At 32.2% G+C, this 12525-nt stretch carries 12 protein-coding genes; 9 read left to right on the top strand and 3 right to left on the bottom strand.

The window, feature by feature from the left end:
- Positions 1 to 95: 95 nt before the first annotated feature.
- From MUA21_RS07350 to MUA21_RS07340, 3 genes are all read right to left on the bottom strand, one after another.
- Positions 96 to 602 carry a GNAT family N-acetyltransferase gene (locus MUA21_RS07350; protein WP_262560966.1) on the bottom strand — a complete coding sequence of 169 codons (507 nt, stop codon included), beginning with the start codon at positions 600 to 602 and terminating at the stop codon, positions 96 to 98.
- A 249-nt stretch (positions 603 to 851) separates the two neighbouring features.
- Positions 852 to 1454 (bottom strand): 30S ribosomal protein S4, encoded by a 603-nt coding sequence (rpsD, locus tag MUA21_RS07345; RefSeq protein WP_019468598.1) that lies wholly within the window; start codon positions 1452 to 1454, stop codon positions 852 to 854.
- A gap of 254 nt (positions 1455 to 1708) precedes the next feature.
- Positions 1709 to 2173 (bottom strand): free L-methionine (R)-S-oxide reductase MsrC, encoded by a 465-nt coding sequence (locus MUA21_RS07340; RefSeq protein WP_262560954.1) that lies wholly within the window; start codon positions 2171 to 2173, stop codon positions 1709 to 1711.
- Positions 2174 to 2397: 224 nt separating this feature from the next.
- Between MUA21_RS07340 and ezrA the strand changes: the two genes are divergently transcribed.
- The 9 genes from ezrA (at position 2398) to MUA21_RS07295 (ending at position 12345) form a co-directional block, all read left to right on the top strand.
- Positions 2398 to 4089, top strand: coding sequence for a septation ring formation regulator EzrA (ezrA, locus tag MUA21_RS07335; RefSeq protein ID WP_107526088.1), 1692 nt, complete (start codon positions 2398 to 2400; stop codon positions 4087 to 4089).
- 298 nt (positions 4090 to 4387) lie between these two features.
- Complete coding sequence (locus MUA21_RS07330; RefSeq protein ID WP_107526089.1) at positions 4388 to 5524, top strand: cysteine desulfurase family protein; 1137 nt, start codon at positions 4388 to 4390, stop codon at positions 5522 to 5524.
- Positions 5521 to 6744, top strand: a complete 1224-nt coding sequence (thiI, locus tag MUA21_RS07325) for a tRNA uracil 4-sulfurtransferase ThiI (RefSeq protein ID WP_262560952.1) — start codon at positions 5521 to 5523, stop codon at positions 6742 to 6744. The genes MUA21_RS07330 and thiI overlap by 4 nt, the downstream gene beginning before the upstream one ends.
- Before the next feature lie 80 nt (positions 6745 to 6824).
- Positions 6825 to 7601 (top strand): sulfite exporter TauE/SafE family protein, encoded by a 777-nt coding sequence (locus tag MUA21_RS07320; protein ID WP_046206852.1) that lies wholly within the window; start codon positions 6825 to 6827, stop codon positions 7599 to 7601.
- Positions 7602 to 7826: 225 nt separating this feature from the next.
- A complete protein-coding gene (gene sppA / locus MUA21_RS07315) occupies positions 7827 to 8819 on the top strand; it encodes a signal peptide peptidase SppA (RefSeq protein ID WP_262560950.1) in 993 nt (330 codons plus the stop codon).
- Between the two features lie 9 nt (positions 8820 to 8828).
- Positions 8829 to 9368 carry an RDD family protein gene (locus MUA21_RS07310; RefSeq protein ID WP_046206854.1) on the top strand — a complete coding sequence of 180 codons (540 nt, stop codon included), beginning with the start codon at positions 8829 to 8831 and terminating at the stop codon, positions 9366 to 9368.
- Between the two features lie 89 nt (positions 9369 to 9457).
- Entirely contained in the window at positions 9458 to 9952 is a 495-nt protein-coding gene (gene tpx, locus MUA21_RS07305; RefSeq protein ID WP_107526090.1) for a thiol peroxidase, read from the top strand.
- Positions 9953 to 10110: 158 nt separating this feature from the next.
- Positions 10111 to 11058, top strand: coding sequence for a class I SAM-dependent methyltransferase (locus MUA21_RS07300; protein WP_046206856.1), 948 nt, complete (start codon positions 10111 to 10113; stop codon positions 11056 to 11058).
- A gap of 87 nt (positions 11059 to 11145) precedes the next feature.
- A complete protein-coding gene (locus tag MUA21_RS07295; RefSeq protein ID WP_107526091.1) occupies positions 11146 to 12345 on the top strand; it encodes an acetate kinase in 1200 nt (399 codons plus the stop codon).
- Positions 12346 to 12525 lie beyond the last annotated feature (180 nt).

Raw genomic sequence — 12525 nt, 5'->3', positions numbered from 1 at the left:
ACTCAACAAGTTGAGAAGTGGTTTTAAGGATTACCTGAGCTAAAGCTCATGCATAACCCCCACTAACTCAACAAGTTGAGAAGTGGGGGTTACATTTATTTTTGTTGATTAATCCAATCATTTCTTAAAAGACCCATTACATGGCAATCATTATATTTACCTCGTGTATAGAAATGTTCTTGTAAGGTACCTTCAATTTTAAAGTTTTGCTTTTGGTAGATATGTACAGCTTTCTCGTTTGTAACATCTACAAATAAATATATTTTATGAAGGTTTAACACTAAAAAGGCATAATCTATGGCCATTTTAAAGGCTTGTGAGGCATATCCTTTACCACCATATTGTTCATCTACGATAATTTGAATTTCGCAATTACTATGTATAAAATCGATTTCTACTAATTCAACCACGCCGATACGCTCAGAATCATTTTCGATAATAAATCTTCTTTCAGATTCATCTAATAGATGTTTTTTATAGAGTGATTGTAACTCACTTAAAGATTGATATGGTTCTTCAAACCAATAAGACATAATGGAATATTCATTATTTAAATGATGTACAAAGTCCAAATCTGTTTCTTCTAAAGCTCTAATTTTCAATGTTAACACTCCTTTTTACTAAATATAAACAAAGTAAAGAAAAATGTAAAATTGAAAAGAAGTACAGCGGAAGGTCTTTTATTTTCCTTTAACATTAAGTGAATACAATGGGGGATATCTTGAAGCCTTTCAATATGCTACGTTTATTATTTTAGCTTAGAAATGATTGCGTAATGAGTCACTGTCTACAAATTTGGATACAAAAAAACACCGACAAAAAATTTGTCGGTGTTTTAATATAAAAACTTATTATCTTGAGTAGTACTCAACGATAAGTTGTTCATTGATTTCAGCTGGTAATTCACTACGTTCAGGAATGCGAATGAATTTACCTTTTAAGTTGTCTGCATCAAACTCTAAGTAATCAGGTACAAAGTTGTTGATTTCAACAGATTCAGCAATGATATCTAATTTAGCAGATTTTTCACGTACTGAAACTTCTTGTCCTGGTTTAAGTGTGTATGATGGGATATCAACACGTTTACCGTCAACTTCGATATGACCATGGTTAACGATTTGACGTGCTTGACGACGTGTACGAGCTAAACCTAATGAGTATACAACTGCATCTAAACGTGCAGCAAGTAATTGCATGAAGTTTTCACCGTGTACACCATGTTGATTACCAGCGATTTCGAATGTGTTACGGAATTGTCTTTCAGTCATGCCATATAAATAACGTAATTTTTGTTTCTCACGTAATTGTAAACCATACTCTGACATTTTTTTACGTTGGTTAGGACCATGTTGTCCTGGTGCGTAAGGACGTTTTTCTAATTCTTTACCTGTGCCACTTAAAGAAATACCTAAGCGACGAGATTTTTTCCAGTTTGAACCTCTGAATCGAGCCATAAAAAGACTCCTCCTTTTTCTTTTTTGTTGTTATGAAAAAACAAAAAAGAGTGTTGCATGCTTAATTGGATATATTGTTTTATGTGTCCTCGCCTCATAGCTACGGTTACACGGCACGCCCACTTTGGGAACAACATAGTGCCAATTAATATACAACTGCTAATTTCGTTTATTCACACAAAGAACATTGTACCATGATATATTAATCTGTCAATAGTCGACCTTGCGTTTGTTTGTAATAGAACAGGATTGGTTTATGATAATTGTTTTTCAATGATTGCTACAATGTTTTCTAAGCCTTGCTTATCTTCATTATTGAAACGGTTTGTGATAGGTGCATCTATATCTAAAACACCTATGACATTGCTATCTTTATGAATAGGTATTACAATTTCAGATTTGCTGTTAGCATCGCAAGCAATATGTCCAGGAAATGCATTTACGTCTGCTACTAATTGTGATTCATTTTTGGCAACAGCAGTCCCACACACGCCTTTACCAATAGCGATATGTACACAAGCAGGGTGTCCTTGAAATGGACCAAGAATTAATTCGTTATCTTCTACTAAATAAAACCCTACCCAGTTAATTTGATCTAATGAATCATTTAACAGTGCAGATATGTTACTAAGGATGGCAATCATATTGGACTCATCTTCAATTAAACTTGAAACTTGCTTTTGTAATAAATCATAATTTGTTTCACTAACCTCTAGCATAAAAAAACCTCACTTTTTACTTTTCATTTAGTATAAAGACTGTTTTAATAGTAATCAATCAATTGATTTTAGAAGATATTTTAAAATTATCGTTATACATATGATTAGGAAAGAAAGAACTAAATGACTAATTTTAAATAATTGAGATGATTCACTCATTTTCTCTTTAATGGGTAGGTATCTTACGTTATAATGAATAGTGATAAAATAGGAGGAGAAAACATATGGTATTGTATGTCATTTTAGCAATTATTGTCATTATACTGATTATTGTCGGTATATTATTCTATATGCGTTCCAACAAAAGCCAAATAATTGAAAAGGCTGAAACGCGTAAAGTAAAAGTAGAACAATTACCCTATGATGAAAGTCTATCTCAATTGTCTGAGCTAACTTTAACAGGGGAGACAAAAACAACTTATAATAGTTTAAAACAAAATGCACTAGATAGTAAAAATCAATATTTATTACCAGTAGAAGAAAAAATTCATCATGCAGAAGGATTGCTTGATAAATTTAAATTTTCACAAGCTCAAACTGAGATTGATGAAGCACATGAATTGATGGATAAATATGAAGAAAACTACAATGAACTTACTTCAAAAGTTGAAAATATTTTAAATCTACATAAAGAAAGTGACCACCTATATGAAGCGTGTAAGGTGGATTATCGTGAAATGAAACGTGATGTGTTAGCTAATAGACATCAATTCGGTGAAGCAGCTGCTCCATTGGAACAAGAAATTGAATCATTTGTTCCAGAAATGGAAACATATGAAACATTAAAAGAGGACGGCAATTATAACCAAGCGTACAATCATATCAAAACACTTAATGAAGATATGAATTATCTTAAAAAAGATATGGATGAAATTCCTGAGTTGATTAGAGAAGCACAAAAAGAATTACCAGGACAATTCCAAGATTTAAAATATGGATGTCGCGACTTGAAAGTCGAGGGTTATGATTTAGATCATGTCAAAATTGATAGTTCATTACAGACGCTTAAAACAGAATTGAGTTTCGTTGAACCAATGATCAGTAGATTAGAATTAGACGAAGCAAATGATAAATTAAATAGTATTAATGATCGTCTTGATGAAATGTATGAATTAATCGAACATGAAGTAAAAGCAAAAAATGAAGTAGAAGAAACAAAAGAAGTTATCACTGATAATCTATTTAGAGCTAAAGAAATGAATTATACGTTACAAACTGAAATTGAATATGTGCGCGAAAATTATTATATAAACGAAAGTGATGTTCAAAATGTAAGACAGTTTGAAAATGAAATTCAGAGCATGATTTCAGTATATGATGAAATATTACAAGAAATGGCGAAATCAGCAGTAAGATATAGCGAAGTCCAAGATAACTTGAAATATATCGAAGAACATGTTGATGTTATCAATGAAAAACAAGAAAAACTACAAAATCATTTAATTCAACTTCGAGAAGATGAAGCAGAAGCAGAAGAAAATATCTTGCGTGTTCAAAGTAAAAAAGAGGAAGTTTATAGAAAACTCTTGGCCTCAAATTTACCGAGTGTACCTGAAAGATTCATCATTATGAAAAATGAAATAGATTATGAAGTGCGTGAAGTAAACAAAAAATTTAGTGTGAGACCCATCCATGTAAAACAACTTAAAGATAAAGTCTCTAAAGTGGTTCTACAAATGAATAAATTTGAAGATGAAGCAACAGATGTTCTCGTCAATGCAGTCTATGCTGAAAAATTGATTGAATATGGGAACCGCTATCGTAAAGAAAGTTCAAATATTGATAAAAGTCTTAATGAAGCAGAGCGTTTATTTAAAAATAATCGTTACAAACGCTCAATTGAAATATCTGAACAAGCGCTAGAGAGTGTAGAACCAGGTGTTACAAAACAAATTGAATCACAAGTTATCAACTAAATAATAGTAATGTTTTTGAGGCTGGAACATAAAAATGTTCCAGCCTCAAATAATTTTTTGGCGCTAGATGTTTGTATGAACAAATTATTAATATTTAATGATCATTTAAAAATTCATATAGACAGTGATGAAGAAATTATATTTAAAAAACCATTTTCTGTCTTACTCTCTTTTCTTTTTAATAAAACCGAGTATAATGCTAAAAGGGAAACTTTAAAATAAGAAATGATATGTTGATATAAAAAATAAATATGAAAAATCCTTAAATATAAAATGATATTGAATTGGAGTGAAAACATTGATTTATCTTGATAATGCAGCGACAACGAAACCGCGACAAGACGTATTAGATACCTTTTTAAAAGTAAATGAATCGCTATATTATAATCCAAACAGCCCACATAAAGCAGGCATACAAGCAGAGCAGTTATTACAACAATCAAAAGATCAAATTAAAGAACTATTTAAATTAGAAAAAGATTTTGATATTGTTTTTACAAGTGGCGCAACTGAATCGAATAATATTGCTATCAAAGGGATTGCCTACAAGAAAAGAGCATTTGCAAATGTCATAATCACTTCAGTTTTAGAACATCCCTCTGTTTTAGAGGTTGTTCGTTCATTAGAAAATGAAGGTTTCGATATAAAATATGTAAACGTGACTAAAGATGGACAAATTGATTTAGAACATTTGAAATCGTTGATGTCAGATAAGGTAGCTCTTGTAACATGTATGCAAGTCAATAATATCATGGGACAAATTCAACCTATCGAAGCGGTGGCAAAAATTGTTCACCAATACCCTAAAGCACACTTACATGTTGATGCAGTACAAGCAATAGGTAAAATTGCGTTAGATTTTAAATCTGCTGACACAATGAGTTTAAGTGGTCATAAATTTCATGGCTTAAAAGGCCAAGGCCTTTTATTTGTTCGTAATTTACATCAAATTGAGCCAATTGTTCATGGCGGTGGTCAAGAATACGGACTTAGAAGTGGCACAGTCAATCTTCCTATTGATATAGCCATCGTGAAAGCTTTAAAAGTCGCTGTAAAAGAAAGTGCGCAACTATATGAAAAATTAAGTGAGTTCAATCAGGAAATCATACAATTTTTAAATGAATATAGTGGTGTAAAGGTTAATTCTCCTAGCGGCGCATCACCACATATTTTGAATGTTGGTTTTCCCGGCGTGAAAGGTGAAGTATTAGTAAATGCATTTTCAAAATATGATATTATGCTATCTACTACAAGTGCTTGTTCATCCAAAAAAGCATCCTTGAACGAAGTACTTTTAGCAATGGATATCCCTAAAACGCAAATAGAAGGCAGTATCAGAATATCAATGGGTGCCAATACTACTACTGATGATATACGTAATTTTAAGGAGAAATTTAATCTTGTATATGAAGAAGTGAAGGAGTTGTTAAAATGATTTATGATCACATTTTAGTGAGATATGGAGAGTTAACCTTAAAAGGTGCTAACCGTAAGATGTTTGTTAATAAATTACGTTCAAATGTTAAACGCGCATTAATGCCATTGCAAGGATATAAAGTCAAAGCCAATAGAGATAGAATGTACATTGAATTAGATGAAGGTGCAGATATTGAAGAAATGTGTCGCCGCTTAGAAAAAGTATTTGGTATTTATTCTATCAGTCCCGTATTAAAAATTGATAAAACAATAGAAGCAGTACGTGATATAGCTGTAAAATTTGCTCAAGGTTATGCACATGGAGATACATTTAAGATTGATGTCAAACGCTCAGATAAAAACTTTTCGTTTGATACATATCAATTGCAAAAAGAACTCGGTGGAACCGTATTAAACGCAACTGATGATCTAACAGTAGATGTACACAACCCGAACCATACGATTAAAGTTGAGGTTCGATTAGACGCTATTTATGTTTATGATCAAGTCATTGCAGGATCTGGTGGATTACCAGTTGGTACGGGTGGTAAGACATTACTTATGTTATCCGGAGGTATAGATTCTCCAGTAGCTGGTATTGAAGTTATGAGAAGAGGTGTCACTGTAGAAGCCATTCATTTTCATAGTCCACCATTCACGAGTGAAAAGGCTAAAGATAAAGTAATTGAACTGACAAGAATTATGTCTGCGCATGTTGGTCCTATTAAATTGCATATTGTACCCTTCACTGCTTTACAAAAACAAATTAATAAAGTCGTACATGAGCGCTATACGATGACTTCAACACGTAGAATGATGATGAGGGTAGCGGATAAGCTTGTGCATGATATTGATGGACATGCCATCGTAAATGGTGAAAATTTAGGACAGGTTGCTAGTCAAACGCTTAAAAGTATGTATGCTATCAATCATGTGACATCTACACCAATCTTACGACCACTTTTAACATTAGATAAGGAAGACATCGTGAAGAGAGCCAAAGAAATTGGTACATTTGAGACATCTATTCAACCATATGAAGATTGTTGTACCATCTTTACACCTAAAAATCCTGCGACGGAGCCAGACATTGAAAAAGTCGAAAAATTTGAAGCGATATATGATTTTGAACCTCTTGTACAAGAAGCATTTGAACAAATAGAAACTTTAACAATTACGCCAGACTATCAAAGTGAAAAAGATACTGAAACGCAAGCATTGGCAGATCATTTATTTTAATATTTACTTTGAGTATTCAATTCCATAAGAACAACATGAGTTAATTAGACATAAGGATAAAACAGATAGGGGATGGAATCATGCTAGATTGGGATATTTCAATCGTACTGATAATTATACTTCTAGGATTTTTAGCGGCGTTTATTGATGCAGTTGTAGGTGGGGGTGGCTTAATTTCTATCCCGGCATTATTAGCTGTTGGTATGCCACCCGCTATTGCATTGGGTACTAATAAATTAGCAAGTTCATTTGGCTCACTTACAAGTGCATTTCGTTTCTTGAGGTCGGGTAATGTCGATTTGAAGATTGTAGGAAAGTTATTTCCATTTGTATTTATTTTAGCAATATGTGGTGCTAGCGTTGCTACATTTCTACCCGCTGAACTTTTAAAACCATTGGTTATCATTATTTTGACGTTAGTGATGATTTATACGTTAGTTAAAAAAGATTGGGGAAATGTGCGTACATTTACAAAATTGTCGCTTGGTAAAGCAATCTTATTTATGAGTCTTATGTCACTCATAGGATTTTATGATGGTTTTTTAGGTGGTGGTACCGGCTCATTTATGCTTTTTATTTTACTTATGTTCGGATTTGATTTTTTAAGTGCTGCCGGAAACGCGAAAGTATTAAATTTTGCTTCTAATTTAGGCGCTTTAATTTTGTTTATGATATTAGATCAAGTTGACTATTTTTATGGTTTAATTATGGCAGCAAGTATGATTTGTGGATCGTATGTTGGGGCAGCTTTTGCAATTAAAAAAGGTGTCAGTTATGTAAAAACTTTATTTATTGTTGTAACTGCCATATTGATTATTAAAAATGCTTACGATTACATAATGCAATTAATAAATTGATCATTTGGAAAAAGAATTTGCTATATTTCAAAGGTATTCAGATACGTGAACATGGCTGAGACAAATTAATTGTCTCAGCTTCTTTTCATTTTAAATAGACACTCATACTAGCCTATTGCTATCTTAATCCTTTTTTATTTTCATATAATGGTATACATTATTGAATTGATTATGTTTAAATTGTATTTGAAACGATTGAAAAAATATTCTGGGAGTGAATACGTTATGTCGAAAAAGAGAATAATAGCAATAGTACTTGCCGTAATTATCGTGCTTGGTGGTATTGTTATGAGTTCGATATCTACTGTGATTTCTTCGCTTTTTAGTGAAGATAGTATGTCAGAAATAGATCCATTTACTGAAACGGTAGAATCAGAAGGTGATACTTCAAAACGCATTGTACACTTAACTTTAAATGGTGAAATTAGTGAGGGTACTGGTGAAGGAATGTTTGGAAGCTCTGGTTATAATCATGAAGCATTCCTTAAACAGTTGGATAAAGTTAAAAAAGATAGCTCGATTAAAGGTGTTTTATTAACCGTTAACACACCAGGCGGAGGTACATATCCAAGTGATGAAATTTATAAAAAAATTAAAGAAATAAAGAAAAAAGATAAAAAGGTTTATGTACATATGGATGCGATGGCTGCATCTGGTGGATATTATATATCTGCCCCTGCTGATAAAATATATGCTGGTCCACAAACGACTACTGGATCTATTGGCGTTATTATGTCAAACGTTGATTATTCTGGTTTACAAGAAAAATTAGGCGTTAAGGAAAATGTCATTAAATCTGGTGAACATAAAGATATTATGAGTAGTTCTCGAAAAATGACTAATGAAGAGAAAGATATCATGCAATCAGTATTAAATGATAGTTATGAAAGATTTGTTGGTATTGTTGCTAAAGGTAGAGATATGCCAGAGAAAAAGGTTAAAAAGTTAGCTGATGGACGTATATATAGTGCGCAACAAGCCGAAAAGAATGGTTTGATTGATGAAATTGGTTATAACGATAATGCGTTAAAAGCACTTAAGAAAGACATAAAAGCAAAGGATGCTGAAGTGTTTAAATATAGTGAAGACGAAGGTTGGTTTAGTTCTATTCATTCAACTAAAACAACATTACATCAATTCAAAAATGAATTAAGTGAATTGAAATCAATTATAAGCAATGATACAGAAGCTGAACCTATGTATCTATATAAAGGTTAGGTGTATAAAATGGAGCAGTATACAAATCAACAAACATTACAGTCAACCCCAGAAAATGATAAATCTGATATAGAAGCAATGTATCATGAACAATTAACAAAGTCTGTATATGCTAGTTTTGGTATAAGGTTTTGGAGTTTTATTATTGATTTACTCATTATATTTGGCATACAAGGACTATTATTGAAACCGATATACCATTTTACGCAAATTGATGAACTTAAGTTATGGATTGATTATTTTAGCTTAGGTCACGTTTTAGATGCGCTTGTATTTTATTTATATTTTGTATTATTAACAAAATTTTTCAAACAAACGATAGGTAAAATGATTTGTAACATTCGAGTAGAACGGATAGATCGTCAATCTCTTACATGGGCAGATGTGTTGTTTAGAGAATGGATTGGTCGTATTATAAGTGGCGTTTTATTTAACTTACCTTACTTGGTTGTTTTGTTTACAAATAAACACAAGGGTATCCATGATATCTTCGCTGATACAGTCGTAATCAGAAATAAATTTGAAAAGTTGTTTTATTTAAAAAAATAAATGTGAATTTTACTGAGCTATGAGTTTATTTTGATACGATAGATAGGTATACTATGGTTGTAAGAACTATTTAATAGGAGGCGTGCAATATGGCACAAATTACATTTAAACAAGAACCAGTAACACTATATGGTTCACAAGTAAAAAAAGGAGAATATGCTCCAAATTTTACTGTCTTAGACAATGATTTAAATGAAGTAACTTTAGAAAGTTATGACGGACATAAGAAATTAATTAGTGTTATTCCGTCTATAGATACAGGTGTTTGTGATCAACAAACACGTAAATTTAATGAAGAAGCTGCTAAGGAAGATGGTGTGGTTTTAACTATTTCTGTAGACTTGCCATTTGCACAAAAAAGATGGTGTGCTTCAAATGGTTTAGAAAATGTAATCACTTTAAGTGATCATAGAAACTTATCTTTCGGTAAAACGTACGGCGTTGTTATGGAAGAATTGCGTTTATTAGCACGTTCTGTTTTTGTCTTAGATAAAAACAATAAAGTAGTTTATACTGAAATTGTTTCTGAAGGTACAAATTTCCCAGACTTTGATGCTGCTTTAGAAGCTTATCGTAATCTATAAATAATATAATATTGTCATATGATTAAACTAGTAAAACTCACAAAACAGTATCGTTGACATTATAAATTAAACTGTCCATAATTATTTGGTAATATAAGTTAGGGTACTGACTTAATTTCAATTAAATTATGGACAGTTTTTTTAGAAAGGACTTTTAAATGGCACAAGAAGAGACAGTAATGGAACAATTATTTAAGGCACTTGATGAAAAAACCAAATCTTTAAATGAAGAGAATGGTCAAAGTTTCATAGAAAATTTAGGACTTGCAATGGAAAATATTTATACTAATCAAAGGTCATTGTTGGAACAAGCCACGCTACAAGATAGACGTAAAGCGTTTCAATTTGCTTATTTAAATTTAATGCAAAAAGAGGATGTTCAAGCAAATCATCAAATTACACCTGATTCAATTGGAATGATTCTAGGATTCCTTGCCGAACGTTTTTTAAAAAACAAAGATGAATTCCATGTAGCGGATATTGCGAGTGGTGCTGGACATTTGAGCGCTTCTGTACATGAAGTACTCACTGAACATACGATTATGCATCACCTGGTTGAAGTGGATCCTGTATTATCACGCGTGAGTGTACATTTGGCAAACTTTTTAGAAATTCCATTTGATGTTTATCCTCAAGACGCTATCATGCCACTACCTTTTGAAGATGCAGATGTTGTTATTGGTGATCTACCGATAGGGTATTATCCAGTAGATGAAAGAAGTAAAGAAATGCAACTAGGGTTTGAAGAAGGGCATAGCTTCTCTCACTATTTATTAATTGAACAAGCAGTAACAGCCTTAAAAACATCAGGATATGCATTTTTAGTAGTACCTAGTAATTTATTTGAAAGTACAAATGTGAAACAGTTACAAAATTTCATTGCAACAGAAACAGAAATGCAAGCTTTTTTAAACTTGCCATCTACACTATTTAAAAATGAAAAAGCGCGTAAATCCATACTTATACTGCAGAAGAAAGAAACGAATGTAACAAAGCCAGTAGAGGTTCTGTTAGCGAATATACCTGATTTCAAAAGCCCTCAACAATTTCAAGCCTTTTTACAAGATTTAAACGCTTGGATGATGGAAAATCATCCTGAAAATTAAACTGTAATATTCTTGAATTCTTACTGTATTAATGATTAAATAGATATGGATATAAAATAATTTAATTTAAATTGGAGGCATTATGCTATGTCAAAATTAATTTTGGCTATTAACGCTGGTAGTTCATCATTGAAATTTCAACTTATTGAAATGCCGGAAGAAAAAATTGTTACTAAAGGACTAATTGAACGTATTGGATTAAAAGATTCTGTATTTATCATTGAAGTGGGTGGAGAAAAACACAAGGAAACTTTAGATATTGCAGACCATGAACAAGCGGTTAATATCATGTTAGAAAGTTTCAAAAAACATGGTGTGATTGATAGCATTTATGACATTGACGGAACAGGTCATCGTGTCGTTCATGGTGGTGAATTATTCCCAAATTCAGTATATGTTACGGATGAAGTTGAAGAACAAATTGAGTCATTAAGTGAATTAGCACCTTTACACAACCCTGCAAACTTAATGGGTATTCGTGCTTTCCGTAAATTGTTACCAGAAATTCCACATGTAGCTATTTTTGATACTTCGTTCCATCAAACTATGCCAGAAAAATCTTATTTATACAGCTTACCATACCAATATTACGAAGATTATGGTATTCGTAAATATGGATTCCACGGAACAAGTCATAAATATGTATCTCAACGCGCAGCTGAGATTTTGGGCAAACCGATTGAAGAATTACGCATGATTTCATGTCACATCGGTAATGGTGCATCAATTGCTGCAATAGATGGCGGAGAATCTGTTGATACTTCAATGGGATTCACACCACTTGCTGGTGTTACTATGGGTACGCGTTCAGGAAATATTGACCCTGCATTAATTCCATTTATTATGGAAAAAACAGGAAAAAATGCAGAAGAAGTTTTGAATACATTAAATAAAGAATCAGGTTTATTAGGTATTTCTGGTACTTCAAGTGATTTAAGAGACATTATTGATGAAGCTAAAGCAGGTAAAGAACGTGCTCAATTAGCATTAGATGTCTTTGCATCAAGAATTCACAAATATATTGGTTCTTATGCGACACGTATGCACGGCGTAGATGTAATCATCTTTACTGCAGGTGTAGGCGAGAACTCTGATCCTGTTAGAGCAAAAGTTTTAGAAGGTTTAGAATTTATGGGAGTTTATTGGGATGCTAAGAAAAATGAAGCGATTCATGGAGAAGAGGGTTTCATTAACTATCCTCACTCACCAGTAAAAGTCATTGTTATTCCTACAAACGAAGAAGTCATGATTGCACGCGATGTAGTTAAATTTGGTAATCTAGAATAAGTTTGAAACAAAACTAGAGATTGTTTAATTTCAAAGTATAGAGACTTGATTCAGTTCAAAATCTTAAAAAGTTTCAAAACAAAATCTTGAATATAAGCATTTTGATTTATAAATAAACGTCAATTTCTATTGCAAGCTTATAGAAATTGACGTTTTCTTTTGTTTTATTATTAATGTTTT

It is taken from the genome of Staphylococcus ureilyticus, from assembly GCF_025558845.1.
In the GTDB taxonomy this organism is placed as follows: Bacteria; Bacillota; Bacilli; order Staphylococcales; family Staphylococcaceae; genus Staphylococcus; species Staphylococcus ureilyticus.
This window is presented reverse-complemented; position numbering and strand designations above follow the sequence as displayed.